Source organism: Streptomyces sp. CB01635, from assembly GCF_002803065.1.
Taxonomy (GTDB): domain Bacteria; phylum Actinomycetota; class Actinomycetes; order Streptomycetales; family Streptomycetaceae; genus Streptomyces.
Genome location: NZ_NNBL01000006.1, coordinates 47,888 through 67,709 on the forward strand (window position 1 = coordinate 47,888; position 19,822 = coordinate 67,709).

General features: G+C 70.7%; 22 protein-coding genes and 1 pseudogene. 6 read left to right on the forward strand and 17 right to left on the reverse strand.

Going from position 1 to position 19,822, the window contains the following annotated elements:
* Positions 1-37: 37 nt before the first annotated feature.
* Positions 38-1,618, reverse strand: a complete 1,581-nt coding sequence (locus CG723_RS19430; RefSeq protein ID WP_100594740.1) for an acyl-CoA mutase large subunit family protein — start codon at positions 1,616-1,618, stop codon at positions 38-40.
* A 233-nt stretch (positions 1,619-1,851) separates the two neighbouring features.
* On the opposite strand from CG723_RS19430, the gene CG723_RS19435 reads away from it, so the two are divergent.
* The gene (locus tag CG723_RS19435) at positions 1,852-2,703 is read left to right on the forward strand and encodes a L,D-transpeptidase family protein (protein ID WP_100594741.1); all 852 of its coding nucleotides are present in this window, start codon (positions 1,852-1,854) and stop codon (positions 2,701-2,703) included.
* Between the two features lie 258 nt (positions 2,704-2,961).
* Here CG723_RS19435 and CG723_RS19440 read toward each other — a convergent pair whose 3' ends face one another.
* From CG723_RS19440 to CG723_RS19475, 9 genes are all read right to left on the reverse strand, one after another.
* Positions 2,962-4,107 (reverse strand): hypothetical protein, encoded by a 1,146-nt coding sequence (locus CG723_RS19440; RefSeq protein WP_100594742.1) that lies wholly within the window; start codon positions 4,105-4,107, stop codon positions 2,962-2,964.
* Entirely contained in the window at positions 4,107-4,793 is a 687-nt protein-coding gene (locus CG723_RS19445; RefSeq protein WP_100594743.1) for an RNA polymerase sigma factor, read from the reverse strand. Before CG723_RS19445 ends, CG723_RS19440 begins: the two co-directional genes overlap by 1 nt.
* Positions 4,794-5,071: 278 nt before the next feature.
* A complete protein-coding gene (locus CG723_RS46270; protein ID WP_159032489.1) occupies positions 5,072-5,839 on the reverse strand; it encodes a hypothetical protein in 768 nt (255 codons plus the stop codon).
* Entirely contained in the window at positions 5,836-6,453 is a 618-nt protein-coding gene (locus tag CG723_RS19450; protein ID WP_199841820.1) for an RNA polymerase sigma factor, read from the reverse strand. Before CG723_RS19450 ends, CG723_RS46270 begins: the two co-directional genes overlap by 4 nt.
* Before the next feature lie 113 nt (positions 6,454-6,566).
* Positions 6,567-7,016 (reverse strand): hypothetical protein, encoded by a 450-nt coding sequence (locus CG723_RS19455; protein ID WP_234374398.1) that lies wholly within the window; start codon positions 7,014-7,016, stop codon positions 6,567-6,569.
* Positions 7,017-7,169: 153 nt separating this feature from the next.
* Positions 7,170-7,628, reverse strand: a complete 459-nt coding sequence (locus tag CG723_RS19460) for a hypothetical protein (protein WP_100594745.1) — start codon at positions 7,626-7,628, stop codon at positions 7,170-7,172.
* Positions 7,625-8,458 carry a hypothetical protein gene (locus CG723_RS19465; protein WP_234374399.1) on the reverse strand — a complete coding sequence of 278 codons (834 nt, stop codon included), beginning with the start codon at positions 8,456-8,458 and terminating at the stop codon, positions 7,625-7,627. The genes CG723_RS19460 and CG723_RS19465 overlap by 4 nt, the downstream gene beginning before the upstream one ends.
* 111 nt (positions 8,459-8,569) lie before the next feature.
* The gene (locus CG723_RS19470) at positions 8,570-9,394 is read right to left on the reverse strand and encodes a hypothetical protein (protein WP_234374400.1); all 825 of its coding nucleotides are present in this window, start codon (positions 9,392-9,394) and stop codon (positions 8,570-8,572) included.
* A 195-nt stretch (positions 9,395-9,589) separates the two neighbouring features.
* Positions 9,590-9,808, reverse strand: a complete 219-nt coding sequence (locus CG723_RS19475) for a hypothetical protein (protein ID WP_100594949.1) — start codon at positions 9,806-9,808, stop codon at positions 9,590-9,592.
* Positions 9,809-9,929: 121 nt separating this feature from the next.
* Here CG723_RS19475 and CG723_RS19480 point away from each other — a divergent pair, with 121 nt between their 5' ends.
* Together CG723_RS19480 and CG723_RS19485 are read left to right on the forward strand one after the other, a co-directional pair.
* Positions 9,930-10,760 carry a helix-turn-helix domain-containing protein gene (locus tag CG723_RS19480; protein WP_100594747.1) on the forward strand — a complete coding sequence of 277 codons (831 nt, stop codon included), beginning with the start codon at positions 9,930-9,932 and terminating at the stop codon, positions 10,758-10,760.
* Positions 10,761-10,806: 46 nt separating this feature from the next.
* Complete coding sequence (locus tag CG723_RS19485) at positions 10,807-11,055, forward strand: DUF397 domain-containing protein (RefSeq protein ID WP_199841834.1); 249 nt, start codon at positions 10,807-10,809, stop codon at positions 11,053-11,055.
* A gap of 9 nt (positions 11,056-11,064) precedes the next feature.
* Here the strand turns inward: CG723_RS19485 and CG723_RS19490 are convergent, their stop codons facing one another.
* The 3 genes from CG723_RS19490 to CG723_RS19500 all read right to left on the reverse strand — a co-directional run bounded on the left by CG723_RS19490 (position 11,065) and on the right by CG723_RS19500 (position 13,324).
* On the reverse strand, positions 11,065-11,634 hold the full coding sequence (locus tag CG723_RS19490; protein ID WP_199841821.1) for a DinB family protein: 570 nt from the start codon (positions 11,632-11,634) through the stop codon (positions 11,065-11,067).
* Between the two features lie 152 nt (positions 11,635-11,786).
* Positions 11,787-12,872: a hypothetical protein gene (locus CG723_RS19495; RefSeq protein WP_159032490.1), complete on the reverse strand. Its 1,086-nt coding sequence runs from the start codon at positions 12,870-12,872 to the stop codon at positions 11,787-11,789.
* A 98-nt stretch (positions 12,873-12,970) separates the two neighbouring features.
* The gene (locus tag CG723_RS19500; protein ID WP_442802574.1) at positions 12,971-13,324 is read right to left on the reverse strand and encodes a hypothetical protein; all 354 of its coding nucleotides are present in this window, start codon (positions 13,322-13,324) and stop codon (positions 12,971-12,973) included.
* Here CG723_RS19500 and CG723_RS19505 point away from each other — a divergent pair.
* Positions 13,323-13,526 (forward strand): annotated as a pseudogene (locus tag CG723_RS19505) (transcriptional regulator); the annotation flags it as partial. The gene CG723_RS19500 and the pseudogene CG723_RS19505 overlap by 2 nt on opposite strands.
* A 17-nt stretch (positions 13,527-13,543) precedes the next feature.
* Here CG723_RS19505 and CG723_RS19510 read toward each other — a convergent pair.
* Positions 13,544-14,359: a hypothetical protein gene (locus tag CG723_RS19510; RefSeq protein WP_100594751.1), complete on the reverse strand. Its 816-nt coding sequence runs from the start codon at positions 14,357-14,359 to the stop codon at positions 13,544-13,546.
* Positions 14,360-14,530: 171 nt separating this feature from the next.
* On the opposite strand from CG723_RS19510, the gene CG723_RS19515 reads away from it, so the two are divergent.
* Both CG723_RS19515 and CG723_RS19520 read left to right on the forward strand, forming a co-directional pair.
* Positions 14,531-14,794 carry an FG-GAP repeat protein gene (locus tag CG723_RS19515; RefSeq protein ID WP_159032491.1) on the forward strand — a complete coding sequence of 88 codons (264 nt, stop codon included), beginning with the start codon at positions 14,531-14,533 and terminating at the stop codon, positions 14,792-14,794.
* A 228-nt stretch (positions 14,795-15,022) separates the two neighbouring features.
* Positions 15,023-17,686, forward strand: a complete 2,664-nt coding sequence (locus tag CG723_RS19520) for an FG-GAP-like repeat-containing protein (RefSeq protein WP_234374401.1) — start codon at positions 15,023-15,025, stop codon at positions 17,684-17,686.
* Between the two features lie 216 nt (positions 17,687-17,902).
* Here the strand turns inward: CG723_RS19520 and CG723_RS19525 are convergent, their stop codons facing one another.
* The 3 genes from CG723_RS19525 to CG723_RS19535 form a co-directional block, all read right to left on the reverse strand.
* Entirely contained in the window at positions 17,903-18,460 is a 558-nt protein-coding gene (locus CG723_RS19525) for a hypothetical protein (RefSeq protein ID WP_100594754.1), read from the reverse strand.
* A gap of 74 nt (positions 18,461-18,534) precedes the next feature.
* A complete protein-coding gene (locus CG723_RS19530; RefSeq protein WP_100594755.1) occupies positions 18,535-19,044 on the reverse strand; it encodes a hypothetical protein in 510 nt (169 codons plus the stop codon).
* Positions 19,045-19,146: 102 nt separating this feature from the next.
* Entirely contained in the window at positions 19,147-19,815 is a 669-nt protein-coding gene (locus CG723_RS19535) for a DUF4328 domain-containing protein (RefSeq protein ID WP_100594756.1), read from the reverse strand.
* Positions 19,816-19,822 lie beyond the last annotated feature (7 nt).

Sequence of the window (19,822 nt, forward strand, 5' to 3'; positions counted from 1 at the left end):
CATACGACACTCCCTGCTCAGAGGGTGATACGGGGCCTCAGAACGCGTCGGTCGGGATGTACGTGCCCCACACGTCGCGCAGCGCGTTGCAGACCTCGCCGACGGTGGCGCGGGCGCGCAGGGCGTCCTTCATCGGGTACAGGACGTTGTCCTCTCCCTCGGCCGCCTTCTTGAGGGCCGCAAGTGCCGCGTCGACGGCCGCCTGGTCGCGCTCGGCGCGCAGCTTCGTGAGGCGCTCGGCCTGCTGGGCCTCGATCGCCGGGTCGACGCGCAGCGGCTCGTAGGGCTCCTCGGCGTCGAGCTGGTAGCGGTTGACGCCGACCACGACGCGCTCGCCGGAGTCGGTCTCCTGCGCGATGCGGTAGGCGGAGCGCTCGATCTCGTTCTTCTGGAAGCCGTGCTCGATGGCGTTGACCGCGCCGCCGAGGTCCTCGACCTTCGTCATGAGTTCGAGCGCGGCGGCCTCCACGTCGTCCGTCATCTTCTCGACGACGTACGAGCCGGCGAACGGGTCGACGGTGGCGGTCACGTCGGTCTCGTAGGCGAGGACCTGCTGGGTGCGCAGGGCGAGGCGCGCGGACTTGTCGGTCGGCAGCGCGATGGCCTCGTCGAAGGAGTTCGTGTGCAGCGACTGCGTGCCGCCGAGCACGGCGCCGAGGCCCTGGACGGCGACGCGGACGAGGTTGACCTCGGGCTGCTGGGCGGTGAGCTGCACGCCCGCGGTCTGCGTGTGGAAACGGAGCATCAGCGACTTGGGGTTCTTCGCGCCGAACTCCTCCTTCATGACCTTGGCCCAGATCCGGCGGGCCGCTCGGAACTTGGCGACCTCCTCCAGGATCGTCGTGCGCGCCACGAAGAAGAAGGACAGGCGCGGCGCGAAGTCGTCGACGTCCATGCCGGCCGCGACGGCCGTGCGCACGTACTCGATGCCGTCCGCGAGCGTGAACGCGATCTCCTGCGCGGGCGAGGCACCGGCCTCGGCCATGTGGTAGCCGGAGATCGAGATGGTGTTCCACTTCGGGATCTCGGCCCTGCAGTACTTGAAGATGTCGGCGATCAGCCGCAGGGAGGGCTTCGGCGGGAAGATGTACGTGCCCCGCGCGATGTACTCCTTCAGCACGTCGTTCTGGATCGTGCCGGTCAACTGGTCCGCGGGGACGCCCTGCTCCTCGCCGACGAGCTGGTACATGAGCAGGAGCAGCGCCGCCGGGGCGTTGATCGTCATCGACGTGGACACCTTGTCCAGCGGGATGCCGCCGAACAGGATCCGCATGTCGTCGATCGAGTCGATGGCCACGCCGACCTTGCCGACCTCGCCGGACGCGATCGGGGCGTCCGAGTCGTGGCCCATCTGGGTGGGCAGGTCGAAGGCGACGGACAGGCCCATCGTGCCGTTGGCGATGAGCTGCTTGTAGCGGGCGTTGGACTCGACGGCGGTGCCGAAGCCGGCGTACTGGCGCATCGTCCAGGGGCGGCCGGTGTACATCGACGGGTAGACGCCCCGCGTGAAGGGGTACTTGCCGGGCTCGCCGAGCTTCTCGGCCGCGTTCCAGTCGGCCAGCGAATCAGGGCCGTAGACCGGCTCGATGGGCAGTCCTGACTCAGACTCGCGCGCCATGGTTGTGCCTCCAGCTCGGATGTTACTTGCCAGTTGGGTCGACCCTCGCGACGGACTGTAGCGGCGCGCCTGCTCGCCATGGAGAGCCGCAGGCTGGGACCTTGCTCACAGCCCGTCCTTCACCTTTACTCCATCCCACAATGCGCGGCACTTACGCCGAGTTCGCAACCGGACGCGCGCGGGAAACATCTCTGTTGGCACATCGGACTAGTGGCGAGACTGCGGGGGCCCGGATGCGTGCGACCGTCATGCGTGGATCACTCGCCGTCGCCGGGGTCATCGCCCTGGCCGGCGGTTGCAGGACACAGGCCGTCGACACGGGGGGCAAGCAGCCGCCGCCGAGGGCGGACGGCTCCGCATCACCGGCCCCCTCCGACGACGCGAAGGAGCCGGGCGCGAAGAAGCCGGGCGTCGCCCCCTCCCGCACTCCGTCGGTGAGACCGACACCGCCGCCGAAGGTCCTCATGGCGCGCGGCGCCAGCGGCGGCAAGGTGCGCGAACTCCAGGCCAGGCTGCGGCAGATCGCGTGGCTCTTCGAAGGGCCGAACGGAAAGTACGGCCCCGCGACGACCAAGGCGGTCGAGGGTTTCCAGGGCAAGCGGGGCCTGCCGCGCACGGGGAACACGGACACGGTGACCTGGGCGCGGCTCGTAGGGATGACGCACACCCCGACGCGCGACGAGCTGTACGCGTCCGGCGGGCAGCCCGCGGCGAAGCCGGACCGGCGCTGCATGACCGGCCGCGTCGTCTGCATCAGCAAGACCAGCCGCACGCTGACGTGGATGATCGACGGCAAGGCCCTGATGACGACGGACGTACGGTTCGGCTCGCAGTTCACGCCCACCCGCGAGGGCGTCTTCAGCGTGTACTGGAAATCCCGCCACCACGTCTCGACGATCTACCACACGGCCATGCCGTACGCGATGTTCTTCAGCGGCGGCCAAGCGGTGCACTACTCCGCGGACTTCGCGGCCCGCGGCTACAACGGGGCGTCGCACGGGTGCGTGAACGTACGGGACGAGGGGAAGATCGCGTCACTGTTCGCGCAGGTCCGCAATGGCGACAAGGTCGTCGTCTACTGGTGACCTGCTGAGAAGTGGAGTGGGGCGCGGGCGGGACCGGGGGAACGTGTCCCGCCCGCGCCAGTGGCACAGAGCCGAAGGTACGGGGGGAACCCGCGGCTCGTGCACGGCCGATGACCAGTCGGCTCACTTGTTACTGCGCCATGCCGTCCAAAAACGTCACACCCGCCTCGGAAATTCTTTGTCTGCGCAGGTCAGGGCGGTTCAGAGCAGGTCTGAGCGGGCTGGCCCGAGCGCGCTCAGGGACGGCTGAGAACAGGCTCAGGACTGTGCGGGCGCGGCGCTGTACGAGGCCGAGGCCGTCGTGGACGGCGTTGTCGGCGCGGTGTCCGAGGCGTCGCCGCCGGGCTCGGACGGGACCCACGAGGCGGTCGGCACGGCGCCGCTGACGCCGGAGTCCTCGCCGTTCTGGCTGTCCTCGTCGCCGTTCTTGCCGCCGTTCTTGTCGTCGCCGTCCTGGCCGCTGCCGTCGTCGCCGCTGCCGGAGTCGTCGGCCTCTTCGAGGATGCGGGCGCAGAACCGGTCGGGGTCACGGTCCCGCTTCTTCGTGGCGATGCGCTTCGCCGCGGCCCTGAGACGCTCCGTCTGGGAGTCGCTCAGGGCGCCGTCGCGGTACTTGCGGCAGGCGTCGACCAGGCGCTGCCGCCAGGCCTCCCGGTCCGCGGCGTCCGATTCGCGCAGGCCGGTGCCGGGCCGCGTCGTCGCCGGGCCGGCCCGGTCCGCCGTGTCGTCCTGGGACGGGGCGCCCGAGCCGGGCTCGTGCGAGTGGCCGTCGGGCACGGCGCTGCCCGAGCGTCCGCCGTCGGTCTCCGAGATGTCGGGCGACGGTGAGGCGAGGGGCTGTTCGGGAGACGCGGCAGCGGAGACGCTGGCGGCGGGACCGGGTTCGTTCCGTCCGCCGAACGGCGACGGGAGCACTCCGGTTCCGGCCGCGACGGCGACGCCGCCGATCATGCATCCGGCGAACGCGGCGGCCAACCCGAACCGCACCGGGCGGCCCCAGCGGACGGGCCGCGCGTCGGGTCTCGCGAGGCGGACACTGCCGACGTCGGCCGCGGCGTGCCCGTCGGCGCCGGCATTTGCGTTCGCGTCGCTCTCCCGGCCCACGGGTCCGTGGAGCGAGGAGACCGGGGCGAGAGCCCCGCGGGGCCTGGCATGGCGTGCCTTCAGGGGCGCCGCGCCCGGCTCCTCCGCCACGGATTCGCGCGCTTTGCGGAACGCCGCCAACGCGGCCGCCTCGCCCCGCAGTTCGCCTCCCTCTACGCGTGTCACTGCAAGTGCGTCGAGTGTCTCGGCCAGACGGGCGGCCCGGGCGCGGGTGGCTGCGTCGACGGCTTCCAGGGGCTCACCGCGCAGCAGACGCTCGGCCGCGTCCCGGTCCAGCCACTTGTTGTGCTCGTCGGCCATCACATGTCCTTCTGCGTCCGCGTCCGCGAATGCGTCACACCGGCGGACGTCACCGCGTGCCCGCGCGGCTCTCTCGGGGGCGGTACGGCGTCGAGCGTGCCGTCCCGGCCGGCGAGCGCCGTCTGCACATGCGAACCCTCGGCACCGAGCAGCTCGGCGAGGCGCTTGAGGCCGCGGTGCGCCGCGGTCCTGACGGCGCCCGGACGCTTGCCGAGGGTCTGGGCGGCACTCTTCGCGTCGAGCCCGACGACGACACGCAGGACGACGGCCTCGGCCTGGTCCTGCGGAAGCTGGGCGATGAGCGCGAGCGTGTCACCGGTGGCGAGGAGTTCCATCGCCTCGTCGGCGGTGTCGGACACCGCGGGCCGACCGGTGAGCTCGGTCTCGTCCCCGCCTATGGCGGGCCGGCGTCCCCGCATCCGTATGTGGTCGAGGGCGCGGTTACGGGCTATGCGTGCGGCCCAGCCGCGGAAGCGGTCGGCGTCCCCGCTGAACCGGTCGAGGTCCCGGGCGATCTGCAGCCAGGCCTCGGACGCGACGTCCTCCGCGTCCGGTTCACCGACGAGTGTCCGTACGTACCCGAGCAGGCGTGGATGCACCGCGCGGTACACAGTCCGGAACGCGGTCTCGTCCCCGTCCTGCGCCGCATGCACCGCGGCCGTCAGCTCCGCGTCGTCCCCCAGCACTGCGCCACCCTTGCGCTTAAACCCTGCGCCGCTCACCGACGCGAACCAGCACGCTACGGCCTGATACGGCTCCCCGTCCACGTTTGGTACAACCCGCAACTAGCACGTGACACAACGCGGTGTGACAGAAAACGCACGCGCGGCGCTGAAGGTAGTACGGGCCGCCGCGCGGCCCGTACCGCGCGACGGCCGGGGCCTCTCCTGTGGGGGGTGGCGGCCTCGGCCGTCCCGGCGGTGCCTCTTCGTTGACGGCGCTTCGATGCCGCGAGGGTGCGCGGCTACTTCCCCGGCTTCTCAGGCTTCTCGGCCTTCGGTGGCTCCTCGGCCTTCGGCGGCTTCTCCGACTCCAGCGGCTTCGCCGGCTTCTCCGGCGTCCCGGCCTTCGGCTGAGGACCCGGCGTCCCGTTCCCGGGCCTGTGCCCCGCCGGCCGGCCGGCGCAGTACGCGTCCACCGACGCCTCCCCGCCCGCCGCCGCGACCAGTCGCTGCCACGCCGGCGCGCCCAGAGCCTTCCCCCGGCCGCGGACGGAGTCGTACGCGCGGCACTTGGCGAGAAGGTCGCGGGCCTGGTCCGGGTGACCGGCGGACCGGCCCCGCCCGTGGACCCCGGGCGACGTCAGCGCCGCGGCGGGTGGCCGGATCTGTTCGAGGAACTGCCGTCCCGGGGTGCCGGGAGCGCTGCGCCGGGGCGTGGGCGGCCGTCCGGCGTCGTCGCCGGACGTGTCGTTGACGGCACCGATACCGGCCATGGCGACGCCGCCGAGCGTGATGCTCGCGAGCAGCGCGCCCATCCCCGTGCGGACGGACCAGCGGCTCAGCCCGTGCCGCCGGCGCGGTCGCCAGTCGTCGCGGCGCCGCGTCCTGGCCGAGTGCGCCCCCCGGTCGCGGGCGGCGCGGAACGCGGCGACGGCCCGTTCCTCGCCGCCGTCGCGCGGCTTCGCGGAACACACCGCGGCGGCGAGCAGGTTCTCGAAGCCTCCGGCCCCCTCCGGGCCGGTCGGCCCGGCCGGACCCTCATCGGGGCCAAGTGGGTTTTCAGTCCTCATCTCGAATCCCCCAGCGTTGTGGGGCCCTCATCCGTCACACCTCGCGCGCCGAGCCGGTCCGCGAGTTTCTTCAGGCCCCGGTACGCGGCGGTCCGCACTGCGCCCGGGCGCTTGCCGAGGACGCGCGCGGCGGACGGCCCGTCGAGCCCGACGACGACGCGCAGCAGCACCGCCTCGGCCTGGTCGCGAGGGAGGTCGCTGATCAGCGTGAGCGCCTCTTCGGTGGAGATCGTCTCCAGGGCCTGGTCGGACGTGCTGTGGGTGCCGGGGAGTTCGAGCATGTCCTGTTCGAGGCCGGAGGGGCGCGGGCGCACCTTCTGGCGGCGCAGCAGGTCGAGGGCGCGGTGCCGGGCGATGGTGGCGGTCCAGCCGCGGAACCCGGCGCCGTCCCCGCGGAAGCGTCCGAGGTCGCGGGCTATCTCGAGCCAGGCGTCGGAGGCCACGTCCTCGGCCTCGTCGCCGACGAGGCCGCGCAGGTATCCGAGGAGGCCGGGGTGCACAAGCCGGTACGCGACCGCGAAGGCGGCCTCGTCCCCCTGCTGCGCCCGCGCCACGGCCATGTCCAGCTCTTCGTCGCGCGCGTGCGTGCGACGGGGCTCCCCACCCTGGCCCAACCGTTGTCCTCTTCGTACGTCTGCGTACTGACCCGACGTGGCACAGATCAATGCGTCCATGCCCTCACGGTCATCAGCGTCCGGGCCCACAGAAATGTCACTGGGCGCACCTGTCACAGGGCGGCACAGGTCTTGCCCGTACCGCGGTCGCCGCCGCGCCCGTGGAGGGTCAGGTAGAAGGTCTGGAGGGATTCCTCGCGGCCGAGTTCGAAGCGGTTGACCACTTTGCCGAGGGGGTTCCACATGCGTCCGTCGGGCATGCGGACGCCGGCGGGCTGACCGAAGTAGGCGCGCTGGGCGGCATCGAAGTCGACCCAGACGGCCCCGGCCCGCCGCACGAGCACCTCGCCCACGTAAGCGCCGATGCCGAACAGGGCCCCCGCGACCGATGCCCGGTCCGAAGTCCCTTTGCGCAGGCCGTCGACGAGGAAGTCCGCGACGCGGAGGCTGGCGACGGTGTAGTCGAGCGGGAGCCGGTTGCGCGCGGTGGCGTGCGCGACGAATCCCGCGGCGTGCCGCCGCATGTCCGCCGCGTTCGGCTCAGGCTTGTGGCCAGCTCCCATGACGTCCGCCCCTCATCCAGTACGGGGAGCGGCCTGCGCGACTCCCCCGCCTGGCCCAGCGGCTGGCACCACGCAAGCATCACGCGTCGCACACATGTCGCTTCTCACATGAGCAATTACCCGAGCCCGTACAACCTTTGAGGCAGTTGCGCGTCAGTGCAGATACCCGGCCAGCCGGTCCCGCGCAGGCGCCGAAAGCCGGTCCACCGCCATGTCCTCGAGCGTGACGCGCAGCATCTCCGGCTGCATCAGGGGGATGGCCGCGACGAGGAGTTCCTCACTCGCGTACAGCGGCTCCACCAGCTGGTAGAACACGGCGGATGCCACGGGCTGGGTCGAGTTCAGGAGCAGGTTCTCGGCGAACTCGGCGCATCGGCCGAGCAGTTCGGTGTCACGCTCCGCCTCGGGCATGAGCAGCTCGGGCCGGACCAGGTCGCGGAAGACCACGTCGCGCAAGAAGTCGTAGAGATCGAACCATTCGAGATCCCCGGAGACGGCCTGCTCGGCGGACATCCCCGCCACGGCCTCGATCCCCTCCCGGGACTCGGGGACCATGATCAGGAGGAGGCCGGGGATCTGGTGTCTGCCGATGCGGGACCCGGGCGAAGTCATTTCCCGGACCTTACGCGCTCCCCGGTCTTTGCTGCGGAACCGGTCCGGGCCGCCTGCCCTCCGCCCGCGGTCGTGCTCTCCTGTCGTGGGTACATCAGCACCGCCGCGCACGCCACGGCGGGAAGTCCGACGGCGGGCACGGTCCACCACGGGATGCCGGTCCACGCTGTCGGGAGCCCCACCCCGAAGCAGACGATGATGCTGGTGCAGAGCATCCGCCTGCCGTACGGCTCCCAGGTGAAGGGCGCGTAGGCACGGGGACTGACCAGGCGTACCGCGCCGAACGCGAACGCCTGAGCCGCGAAGAACGCGGCGAGCATGCCCATGGCGGCGTTCATCTGGATCTCGTCACGGGGTGCCTCCGAGGTGTTCTGCCGGACGCCGTCCTCGCTGAGTACGACGATGTCGCGGCGCCAGGCGGTGGCGGTGACCCGGTCGCCCGGCTTCAGGCGCTCCAGGAGCGGCCCCTGGTCACCGAAGTCCACGACTCCCTGCCAGGAGTCCCCGTCCTTCAGCGTCGCCTTGTAGCGGGAAGCCTTCCCGACGTTCTTGATCTCCGCCTTCACCACGGTGAGATGCCAGGTGCTCAGGCAGTCCGTCGCCGTCGCACGAGCGGGGCACGGCTCGGCTGCCACGTAGTCCCGGTAGCGATCCCTGTCGGAGGGCAGCCACCATGAGAACGCGATGTAGCAGAGCACCGCCGATATCAGAGCCAGCAGGATCAGCAGCACGCCCGTGGACCGGATCCGGCCCGGCGACCGCCGACGGGCACCGTCCTTGTCCAGCCGCCCGCCCACGCCCTGAGCCGTGGCCCTCGCCCGTTCCGTCATGGCCCACCCCCTCCGCCCCATCCTCCGTGAGACGGAAACGGGGATACAACGAGGTCGGACGGCAGTCCGTGGGAGCTGCCGGCTTCCGCATCCCGGCAACCGGAAGCGGGCCTACAGCCGTGCCACGCCGTCGGGCACTCGCCCCCGCAGGCACTCGCCGCAGAATTCCTCGTCGCCCTCCGGCCGGAACAGGCGCGCCTGCGTATGCACGCCCTCACATTCCCGCAGCTGGGCGATACGTGGCTGTACGGGTCCGGGGCAGCGGGACTCTTCCTCGACAGGCGCCGGTGGTACGTCGCTCAGGATGTACCGCAGCAGGCCGCCCGGCTTATGGATCGGCTGCTTCGGGCCCGGCAAGCTGCGCCGCACATGCGCCCGCACGCCACCTGGCGTGTGCCCCGCCTCCATCCAGGCGCTTGCCAGGGCCGCCAGCTGCGGCAGTATGCCGCGCGGTACGCGGAGCCTTGGCTCCAAGTCCATGATCGTGGCGATGAGTTGGCGCCCGGCTTCCGTGGCCGCGGGAGCCTCGGGCGCCTCCGTCTCCGGAGGCGTCTCGGGATGGTGGGGGGTGTTCTCAAGAACGGGTTCTTCTGGATGACGGCCGACGGTCCGGCCGGTCGGCTCACCGGCGGCCGGGTTTCCGCCCACCGGAGCCCCGTCCCGTAAGACAAGCGCCTGCTCCGGCTTCAGCGGCACATTCGAGACGAGCTGCACGGTCGACCACAGCCCACGAACGCCCTGCTGGCGCCACTCGTGCAGATAGCCCTCGCGCTTCAGTTCGCCCTTGGCGCGGTTGAAGGCGCACTTGCCGATCCCGGCCTGACGGGCGGTTTTCGACAACGGGTCCTTGGCGTCATCGGGGAGTGACAACTGCCAGGTCAACAGCCGGACGGCGTCCGACGAGAGGCGGGGATGGCGGAGGATTTCGTTCGGCACCTGACTGAAGAAACGGGCAGGCGCGATAGCATGACGGAGCATTTTCCGGTGGCTTCTTCCACTGGTGATGAAGGCCCTCTTCGCTGGCTGGAACCGGCGTTGAGGGCCGCCTCATGTCCGATCGAAATGACTTTGAGGCGTGCTGTCGCGCTCACCGTACCGCAACTTGCGTATGCGAACGGTCACTTGACGTAGTCACCACTGTCCGCCGTATCTCTGCGCGCGCTCCCGCAGCCACGCCCGCACCCACACCTCTTCGCTTTCCGAGGCCGGCCGCAGGTCTCGCGCCGCGATGGTCGCCACGAAGTACACGAAGCGCACGCGCCGCGATTCCCCGTCGACACCGAGCACCTTGCCGGGCCCGTAGACGTCCGTACCGGTGTGGGCGACGAACGCACCTTCCCCGTGCTGCATCTTCCGCACTGCCTCTCGATCTCGCTCTGCGTATGAAACCGATCACAGATTGAGGTCGGCGCAGCTAGGCTCGCCAGTGGTCCGAGCGTGACAACGCAAGTCGCACATGCGGGAGTTGCGGATGGCGATCGAGGACAATCCCGGTTCCCGGACGAGTTACGGGGATGAGCTGCGGCGGCGCCGTGAGGCCGCCGGATTCACCCAAGAAGAGCTGAGCGCGCGGGCGATCATGTCCCGCACGCACATCGCCCACATCGAGGCGGGGCGCCGCCGGCCGTCGCTTGAGGACGCTCGCCGTCTCGATCAGGTACTCAAGACGGGCGGGGTATTCGAGAACTTCCTGCCGACGCAGGGGGAGGGCCGGGTCGCCGAACACTTCGCGGAAGCACTGGAGTTGGAGCGCCAGGCGACGGCGATCAGGACGTACGCGCCGAAGCTCGTGCCCGGCATGCTCCAGACCGAGGCGTACGCCCGCGAAGTGCTCCAGTCCGGCTTCCCGCCGAAGACTGACGAGGAACGTGACAGCCTCCTTGTCACACGCCTGGCAAGGGCCCGTGTCCTGGACGACTTCAAGTCACCAGTGACGTGGTTCCTCCTGGACGAAGCGGTGTTGCGCCGCCCCGTGGGAGGCCCTGCAGTGATGTGCGAGCAGCTCCGTCACATAGTGGAATTGGGCGAAAGCCGCCGCATTCGCGTCCACGTGCTGCCCTTCTCTGTGGGCTTGCACGCTCTCCTGGAGGGCCCGGTGTCCCTCATGTGGTTCGAGGACCTGCCGCAGGTCGCGTACGTGGAGGGCCTCACTTGGGGTCGGGTCCTCGAACTCCCCTCCGTGGTACGCGAATGCCAGACGGCCTACGATCACGCCATGGGCGACGCCCTGTCGCACCGTAAGTCCCTGGCGCTGATCAGGTCCGTCGCGGAGGATTGCGAGCATGACGCACAGCAGCAGTGAGCAGCAGTGGCAGGGCATCCGCGTCCCCGACGCCTCAGTTCTGCCGATGTGGCGTAAGTCGAGTTACAGCGGTGGCGAGAGCGGCCAGTGCCTCGAAGTAAGCGACGCCTGGCGCAAGTCCACGTACAGCGGCGGCGACAGCGGGGACTGCCTCGAAGCCAACGACCACGCCTGCGCCGCCCACGTCCCCGTACGTGACAGCAAGAACCCTCACGGTCCGGCCGTCGTGTTCACCAGCGGCGCGTGGACGGCGTTCCTCGGTGCGGTGAAGGCGACCGACCGCCCGCGCCACTGAGCGGCGGGCCTACTGGCCCACCCTTCCGTCGATGCACTCGCGCAGCAGGTCGGCGTGGCCGCAGTGGCGGGCGTACTCCTCGACCCGGTGCACCAGCAGTTCCCGGACCGGGATCTCGACCTTCCCGAGGCGCTCGCCCAGATCCGCGTGCCCCGCGAGCGCGGCGTCCGTCGCGGCCTGCTCGCGCTCCAGATCGGCGTACGCGGCGTCGATCACGGCCTGCTCGGCGACGGCGCCGTTGAAGTCCCCGTCACGCTCGCCGTACAGCTTCCGCAGCGGTTCGCCGTCGGTTATCCAGTTGAGCCAGTCCCGCTCCGCCTCGGCGAGATGCCGGAGCAGGCCGAGCAGCGACATCGTCGACGGCGGAACCGACCGGCGCGCCAGCTGCTCCGGGTCCAGGCCCTCGCACTTCATCCGCAGGGTCAGGCGGTAGTCCGTCAGGAAGGTCCGGAGCGTCTCCAGTTCGCCCTCTGCACTGACGCCTTCGGCGCTGCGGGGGTCGTCGTCCGGGTCGGCCCACATGTCGGGGTAGACGGACGCCTGGCTCCATCGTGCGGGTTGGTCAGTCATACGTCGCATGGTCGTCGGTGGGGGCCGGGCCCGCCACTGATTTGCGGTACGCGTATCCGACGGAGTCCTGCGGGACTCCGAGCGACAACCGAGTGCACGAGGCCGAACCTCGGCTGGGCCGGCACTCCGCGAGACATCGACGACGTGCCGTCACCTCGGACCTACTCCTCGTCCTCGAAACTCTGGAACCAGTGCCTGTCGTAATAGCGGGCGACCGAGTGCGGATGCGAGCGCTCGGTGAGCATGCGGAAGACGAACTCGGCGGCGGTGCCGTCGAATCGCGTCCAGGTGTCGGCGATGTCCTGCGACGCCAGGACGGGCCAGCGGTCGGGGTCGTCGCCTTCGGTCAGCCAGTAGTACTGGTCCGCCTGCTCGGACGCCCCCCACTCCAGGAGTCCGCCGGGCGCCGGATGGATGCCGTACGGCCTCCACAGGCTCGTGCCCGAGCGGGCCGCGAACCCGGCCAGATGCTCCGCGTTCTCCACGAAGTCCATGCCGGGGACGTCGGACTCGGGCACGTAGAGGGTGAGGAAGCCGTCGAAGGCGCCGTAACCGAAGATCTCGGCAAGCTGCTTGAAGTCCGTGGGCAGCCGGGTGCCGACCCGCGCCTCCACCGCATCCCAGTCGACCGTACGGGCCTCACCCGCCCACCCGGTCACGGCCACGACCCGCTCGACCCACGTGGCGTCGTCGGACAGCTCCTCCACAACGGGCACGTCCCGCTCGGCGACCAGGACGACGTGCCGTATGTCGTCCCCCACCCGGACCGTCCCGGCCCCGATCCACTGGTCGGCGTGCGCCCAGGCCCGCATGTCGATCACCTCGGTGCCGAAGGGCGCGAGCAGGGGCAGCCCGGTCGTAGCGTCCACGGTGGGATCGGCGAAGCCGCGCATGGCGAGGTTGCGGGAGGCCCCGTACCGGCCGCTGATCCCGTCGATCAGTTCGAGGAGGCCGAGCTCTTCGGAGAGGGCGAGGCATACATGCCCCGAGCCGTGCCCCTCCTCGCAGCACTCGAAGCGCCGAGCGCCTTTGCCGACCAACCGCGTCACGGCATCAACGAGTTCATCCGGTTCCATGACCGCCTCCCGCCTCCTGCGCTCGCCTCGTGCGAGTCTGCTGTCTTCCTTGATCGCCCGGGCCTCCCGCCGGATGCGGAATCCGATGTAGCCCCACGCGGGGAGCGTCCCGACGAGGGCCGCCAGCCGGTCGCTCAGGTCCTCACCGGCCCCGAAAGTGATCGCCCCCATGAGTGCCACCCAGCACATGGCGTAGCCGAGTGAGCGATTACGAGCGACTCCTCCGGTTCTCCTCGGGGAAACCGGGCCGGTTCTACAGCACGCCACCCTCAGCGCGCGAGCGGCCGGAGCTTTCGGACATCGCTACGCGTGACGGCCGGTTCCGGCAGGACGTCCGGGCGCGTACCGGGGACGGCCGGCCGTCGCTCCTCGCGCCTGCCCAGCGCCGCGAGAGCCAGCGTCACGGTGACCGAACCGGCCGCCATCAGCGTGATCGCAGTGGCAGAGGAGGTGAGTTGGGCCAGCGTGCCCGCGAGGAGGGCGCCGATGCCTTGGAAGGCGGCCATGCCGGTGGCGTGCAGGCCGAGGGCCTGGCCCGCGAGGTCGTCCGGGGTGAGGGACAACAGCGGACTGGGGGTCGTGTTCACTGTTTCGCCGACACGCGAAAGGTCGTACGTGCGCATGGGCTTGTGGCAGATCGACGCGGACAGCCTCGCCCGCCGCCGGTTCGTGCTCCCGCTGTTCGCCGAGACCTCCGCGAGCCTGAGGCTGCTGCACGCGGGGACCGGTTCCCATCCGGGCGAGGACGCCTGGCTGCGCACGCACCTGCCCGGCCACCGTGCGCGCCTGGCGGCCGAACCGGTGGCCGCACTCCTCGTACAGGCGGTCGGGCTGAGTGCCCGTCAGCCCACGTCTGTGGGAAGGCTGATGCTCTCTTTGAACACCCCGCCGTTCACCTCACCCACGTCCTGCCGGTAGTTGATGTACCCGCCGTTGTGCGGAATGAGGAAGGTGAACCCGAGCCGATGGGCTTCGATCCGCCCGGTCCTGGCGTCCAGGGTCAGCGTCTCGTTGAGCCGGGCGAGCGTGATCTGGGACTTGCTGATGGTGATGCCGGCGGCCTGGAGCCGGGTGAGGACGGGGTCGAGCTCGCGGACGGCGGTCTTCACGTAGGCGCGGTCCTGCACGTCCTTCAAGCTCGATGGCTGGAGCCTGACTTGAAGCTCGGCCGTGTCGCCCTTCTTCACTGCGGTGACGTCCTTGTTGCCCGCCTTGAGATAACCCCGGTACGCGTCGATGGCGGCCACCGAGTCCTCGACCTTGTTCTCCATCGCGGGGTCGGTGGAGGCGCCCTTCTTCCAGGCGGCGGCCCCCTCCTTGACGTAGGTCGTACCGCCGACGACAAACACCTTCTCCGCCTTCTGTACACCCTTGCTGCTGGTGATGACACCCTGCGAACGGAGGGCCTTTGGCTTCCCGGTGCGCGACACGGTGGCCTCGTAGGACGCGCCGCTCTCCTGCTCCTCGAGGGTGAGAGCCTCGGCGCCCTCCACGGCGAAGGTCCAGCCGGGTTCGGCGGCCATGGCTTTGTCGGCGAGGTCGAGGAAGTCGGCGGGGGTGGTGGGCGCGGGGGCTTTCGCCTCTCCCTCCGCCTTCTCCTGCACCTTCGCGTCGGCCTGCTTCGTTGCGGTGGGCCTGGCCGCGTCCGAGCCACCCACCCCCACGCCGCAACCGGCCAACACGACGCACAGGGGCGATATAGCCGTCAGATGTCCCAGACGAAATCTCTTCACTTTGCGGCCTACTCCTCGTCCTCGTAACTCTGGAACCAGTGGGTGTCGTACCTGGCGATCGAGTGGGGGTGCGAGCGCTCGGTGAGCATACGGAAGATGAACTCGGCGACGGTGCCGTCGAAGCGCATCTACATCCGGATCTGGTCGCGTCTGCGGCCGTCCGTCGACCGGTTCGGGTCCGCCGTCACCGTCGCCGGACTCACCGGGGACGGCGTCGCAGGCCTCGCGATCGGCGCCGAGGGCGAGCACGCGGGCGACGGAACCGTGATGACCGTGAGCGGCGGGACGGGTGCCTCTTACGGGCCCACCGCGCTCGGGACGGCCGCCGGTGCCGGTATCGGTGGCGAACCGACCCGGTGACTTACGGGTGATTACCGGGCGATTTCCAGGTGGATTCCAGGTGACGTGCAGCACACCAGCACAACCAGTGACGTTTCCCGATGGTCGATCGCTGGATAGAGCAGCTACCCGCGTGACGGGTGTGGCATTTGTGAACTTATTCGAGGGGTGGGGCATTTGAGCCCGCGTAATCCGCGTGCGCGCAGATCACATGCGTACAAACCGCTGAGTCTCAAGCGCAGGGCCTGGGTGACGGTGGGGGCCGTCGTCCTCGGTGGCGCGGGCGTGGTGACGTACGCCGTCGCCAGCCCGGAGGCGTCCGGCGGCTCCGGCCCCTCCGCGACGACTCCGCGGCCGGTCAAGGTGCGCTCCGCCGAACTGAAGGCCGACGGCAGCACCAAGCGGGAGCTCCCGCGCACCGGCACGGAGCCGTTCTCTCTGGTCGGGGTGACCTGGGACAAGCAGAGCGCCGAGCTCAAGGGCACCGCCCAGGTCCGCACGCGCAGCAGCGTGACCGGGAAGTGGACCGACTGGGTGTCCGTGAACACGGACTCGCACCTGCCCGACCCCGACACCGCCGAGAGTAAGAACGGCGTGCGGGGCATGTCCGAGTCCCGGTGGGTCGGGCCCTCGGACGGCGTCGAGGCACGCGTGGTCGCCGCCGACGGGTCGTCGACCGCGCTGCCCAAGGGGCTCACCCTTGCGATGGTCGACCCGGGTGTCACCTCGAAGGAGGCCAAGGCCGCCAAGACCTCCGCCGCGGCCGGTGGGCCGCAGAACGCGGCGTACACCACCGACCTCGCCGAGTCCCCCTCGCCGTCTCCCTCGGACTCCGCCCCGGAGAGCCCCTCGCCGTCGGCATCGCCCAGTGACTCGGCTCCGGCCGGCTCCCCGAGCCCGTCGGACTCCGCCTCGGCGAGCGCGAGCCCCAGCCCGTCGCCGACGCCCACCAAGCCCCCGGCCCCGCCCTCCACGGTGAAGCAGCCGCCGATCATCATGCGGTCGGAGTGGAAGCCGGACACCTCTCTCGCGGTCAACTACAGCCCGCCGGAGTACATCGACAAGGTCCAGGCCGCGTTCATCCACCACACCGTGGACGCGAACGACTACAGCTGCGCCGACTCGGCCAAGCTGATCCGCGCCGACTACGCGTACCACGTGAAGCCGGAGCCGGACGGCAACGGCTGGAAGGACATCGGCTACAACTTCCTGGTCGACAAGTGCGGCCAGATATTCGAGGGCCGCGAGGGCGGCATCGACGAGCCCGTCCTCGGCGCGCACACGTACGGCTTCAACTCGTACTCGACCGGCATCGCGATCCTCGGCAACTTCGTGGACTCCAAGCCCTCGCGGGCCGCGATGGAGTCCGCCGCACGCGTCGCCGCGTACAAGCTCGGCCAGTACGGCGTCGACCCGAACGGCTCGGTGAACCTCGTCGCCGCCGCTGACACCGGCGTCTACAAGACCGGCGAGACCGCGACCCTGCGCACCGTCTCCGGCCACCAGGACGCGTACGCCACCGAGTGCCCGGGCAAGCAGCTCGAGGACCGGCTCGGCACGATCCGCTCCTTCGCCGCCGGCGCGGGCCGCAGCTCCGCCATCCCCACCGCCGACGTGAACCGCGACGGCATCAGCGACCTCGTCACCGGCCTGCCCAGCGCCTCCAGCGGCGGCCGCGTCGTCGTCGTGCCGGGCGGCGCGAGCGGCCCCGACAGCGCCAAGAAGATCTCGCTCACGCAGTCCAGCCCGGGCGTGCCCGGCGCCGGTGAGACCGGCGACCAGTGGGGCGCAGCCGTGGCCACCGGCGACATCAACGGCGACGGCCGCGCCGACCTCGCGATCGGCCAGCCCGGCGAGAACGACACCTCCTCGCACGCCGACCGCGGCGCCGTCACCATCCTGTACGGCCCCGCCTTCACCACCGGCGCGCAGATGAACCTCGACGAGGGCTTCTACGCCAACGGCGCCAAGTACGGCTCCGCCGTGGCAGTCGGCGACTTCAACGCCGACGGCAAGGCGGACGTCTTCGCGTCCTCCACCGGTACCGGTGGCACCTGGACCGCGCGCTACGCCGAGGGCCAGGAGAGCAGCTCCAACATCACCAGCGGTGACACGGCGCTCTCCTACGAGGACGCCACCAGCGGCGACTTCAACAAGGACGGCTACGCGGACGTCGCGCTCAACTACCGCGACTCGACATCCATCGGCCGGGTCGTCTGGTTCAAGGGCGGCAGGAACGGCCTCACCAAGGCCGGCACCCTCACCGTGAAGGGCGGCCGCTCCATCGCCGCCGGCGACATCAACGGCAACGGCGTCGACGACATCGTCATCGGCCAGCCCTACACCGCCGAGTCCGGTGCGTACGCGGGCGGCCAGGTCACCGCCGTCTACGGCACGGCGGGCACGGGCCTCACCGCCACCGGCGCCAAGGTCATCCACCAGGCCACCACCGGCGTCCCCGGCTCCGCCGAGTCCGGCGACGCCCTGGGCGCGTCCGTCTCCGTCGGCGACTACAACGCCGACGGCTACGCGGACGTCCTGGCGGGCGCCCCGAACGAGGACATCACCCGCACCAGCAACCGTTCCAACGCGGGTACGTCGCTGCTGTTCAAGGGCTCGTCGACCGGCCTCACCGGCACCGGCGCCATCGCCGTATCGCAGGACGAGCCCGGCGTCGCCGGCTCGACGGAGACCAACGACAACCTGGGCTCCGCCGTCTCCCTCACCGACCTGACCGGCTTCGGCCGCGCGGACCTGGTGATCGGCGCCGCGGGCGAGGACGCGGGCAACGGCACGCTCCTGTACGTCCCGAGCAACAGCACGGGGCTCGGCCTGTCGACGTCCAAGTACTACGGACTGACACAGCTCGGCACCGCGACGGGCAACCACCTGGGCACCACGCTGGCGCCGTAGGACTGTCCTGCAGAACCTCTCGCCGCGCGGCTCCCGACACTCTCGGGCGACCGCGCGGCGAGAGCCGTTTCGGCCCCCGACGGTCACGTCCGCTTTGTGCCCGTACTTGCGCCGCCACGCCCGAATGGGTTACTCACTACCTTCCACGGAGGCGGACCCGACCGCAGGAGGGGGCGGCCGGGCCCGGTTCCGTTCAGGTCCCGGAGATCCCGTGCATCAGACGCGGCCCCGCGCCCGCCGCGACACGACGGCCCGCAGGATGCGCCGGCCCTCCGTCGACACGTCGAGCGCCTGGCGCAGGCCGCTCGCGCCCCGGCCCGCGAGCAGCTCAAGGATCCTGACCTGACGCCGAAGTTCGGCCGCCACCAGCGGGGACATGCCGTCCGTGCGGCCCTCGCGCCGGGACCGTACCGAGCCCGCGCCGTCCTCCATCGTGTCCAGCATGCGGTGGATCTGGAGCGCGCCGACCGAGCAGGCGTCGGCCCACTCGCGCAGCGCGGGCGCCGACGGGGTGTCCGGCACGGCGGCCAGCATGCGCCGGGCGAGCCCGGACGCCTCGTCCGCGTCGTCGTCCGGCCCGGCCGGGAACGCGGCCCGCGCCTTCGCCAGGCACTCGCCCCACTCCGGACCGCCCTCGGCGAGGCTTGCCCACAGCGGGCGCAGCGCCTCGTCGTCCTCAGCGCCCAGCAGCGGCACGCAGCGGTCGAGGCAGGCGAGACCGCTGGCCGCGAGACCCCGCTCGTCGGCCTGCGCGATCAGCTCCACCAGGCTCATGAAGTACGCCCTTTCCCTGCCGACCCGGCATTTCGTCTCTACTGGGCTCTACTGCGTGCCGGGGCGCAGGAACGTCACAGCGGTGCGACGCCGAGCCGGTCCAGGAAGCGGAAGAAGAGCGGCTCGGCGAACGGGTCGGGGTCCTGGCCCAGGACGTCGGCGAGCGGACCCTGCTCGACGGTGCGGCCGCACTCCTGCGCCCACGCGACCGCGCGCCGCGCGGCGTCCGCGGGCTCCAGGAAGTAGTCCTCCAGGGTCAGTTCGTCCGCGGAGAGATATCCGGCCATGGCATCGCGCGCCAGACACGTGGTCCACGCGCCGCTCTCCGGCGCGGCCGCCTCGATGACGACGCAGTCGCTGTCCATGACGTAGCCGAACAGGGCGGGCGCGCCGGTCTCGGTGGCCAGCGCGTTCATGCTGCCGACGTCGTGGCGCCGGTCCCCGCCGTCCGGGCACTCCCAGACCTGCCAGCCGTCGGCCCGCCGCTCCAGGAGCGTGAGCCCGTCGCGCGCCCCGCCCAGCGCGTCGAGCTCGGCGAGCGGCCGCTGACTCCTGGCCACGACGTAATAGCCCCAGTAACCCATGCCGGTGTCCCCCCGGTGCCTTCGAAAGCGGCTGATCTCGGCTCGGGCCGAATACACCACAGCCGTACGTGGCTCCGCCACCGAAAACACAGATCCGGCGATTCAGGCAGGGAACGGCGCCATCGCGGGCCCGCGCAGAGCCTTCTCGTTCTGCATGCGGGTCAGGGCGCGGACGAACATGATGGCGGCGACGGCGGCAGCGATGTCGAGCGCGTCGGAGAGCATCAGCATCTCGGTGGCCGTCTTGATCTCGCCGATGCTTTCGGCCTTGTCGTACTGGCTGCCCGCCAAGCGGCCGATGACATTGCTCACCAGCCACAGCGACCACCAGCTGTTGATGACCTTGCGCGAGTACTTCCGCGGGATCAGGCCGGCCTCCGGAACGCTGGCGTCCCAGGTGTCGGTGGCGACCTGGCGCGGCGCCCACAGGTTCACGACGGGCACGAACCAGCCCCAGGAGGCCCAGCCGCGCGACCTGCTGTGCCCGTCGGGCCGGAACACCTCGGCGTTGATGCGCACCCGCCGGAACCACACGATGAAGACGACCGCGGTCGCCACCATGGCACACAGCTGTGCGACGCCCGCCGCCGAGTACAGCGAGTCGATGCGGTCGGCGTCCGCATCACTGCCCGCCGAGAAGCGCCCGGCCACGAAGTCCGCCGCGAGGCTGCGCTGCTCGAACCCCACCCACAGCGCGAACAGGTCGATCGCGCCCGTCACCCCCAGCAGCACGACGACAGCCTTCGAGACGCCGACCGGCGACTTGAGCACAGGAAAA

Coding starts and splice junctions, on each gene's coding strand:
- CG723_RS19430 (WP_100594740.1), bottom strand. CDS start 1,618: ATGGCGCGCGAGTCTGAGTCAGGACTGCCCATCGAGCCGGTCTACGGC.
- CG723_RS19435 (WP_100594741.1), top strand. CDS start 1,852: ATGCGTGCGACCGTCATGCGTGGATCACTCGCCGTCGCCGGGGTCATC.
- CG723_RS19440 (WP_100594742.1), bottom strand. CDS start 4,107: ATGGCCGACGAGCACAACAAGTGGCTGGACCGGGACGCGGCCGAGCGT.
- CG723_RS46270 (WP_159032489.1), bottom strand. CDS start 5,839: ATGAGGACTGAAAACCCACTTGGCCCCGATGAGGGTCCGGCCGGGCCG.
- CG723_RS19455 (WP_234374398.1), bottom strand. CDS start 7,016: ATGGGAGCTGGCCACAAGCCTGAGCCGAACGCGGCGGACATGCGGCGG.
- CG723_RS19460 (WP_100594745.1), bottom strand. CDS start 7,628: ATGACTTCGCCCGGGTCCCGCATCGGCAGACACCAGATCCCCGGCCTC.
- CG723_RS19465 (WP_234374399.1), bottom strand. CDS start 8,458: ATGACGGAACGGGCGAGGGCCACGGCTCAGGGCGTGGGCGGGCGGCTG.
- CG723_RS19475 (WP_100594949.1), bottom strand. CDS start 9,808: ATGCAGCACGGGGAAGGTGCGTTCGTCGCCCACACCGGTACGGACGTC.
- CG723_RS19480 (WP_100594747.1), top strand. CDS start 9,930: ATGGCGATCGAGGACAATCCCGGTTCCCGGACGAGTTACGGGGATGAG.
- CG723_RS19485 (WP_199841834.1), top strand. CDS start 10,807: ATGTGGCGTAAGTCGAGTTACAGCGGTGGCGAGAGCGGCCAGTGCCTC.
- CG723_RS19490 (WP_199841821.1), bottom strand. CDS start 11,634: ATGCGACGTATGACTGACCAACCCGCACGATGGAGCCAGGCGTCCGTC.
- CG723_RS19495 (WP_159032490.1), bottom strand. CDS start 12,872: ATGGGGGCGATCACTTTCGGGGCCGGTGAGGACCTGAGCGACCGGCTG.
- CG723_RS19500 (WP_442802574.1), bottom strand. CDS start 13,324: ATGCGCACGTACGACCTTTCGCGTGTCGGCGAAACAGTGAACACGACC.
- CG723_RS19515 (WP_159032491.1), top strand. CDS start 14,531: ATGAACTCGGCGACGGTGCCGTCGAAGCGCATCTACATCCGGATCTGG.
- CG723_RS19525 (WP_100594754.1), bottom strand. CDS start 18,460: ATGAGCCTGGTGGAGCTGATCGCGCAGGCCGACGAGCGGGGTCTCGCG.
- CG723_RS19530 (WP_100594755.1), bottom strand. CDS start 19,044: ATGGGTTACTGGGGCTATTACGTCGTGGCCAGGAGTCAGCGGCCGCTC.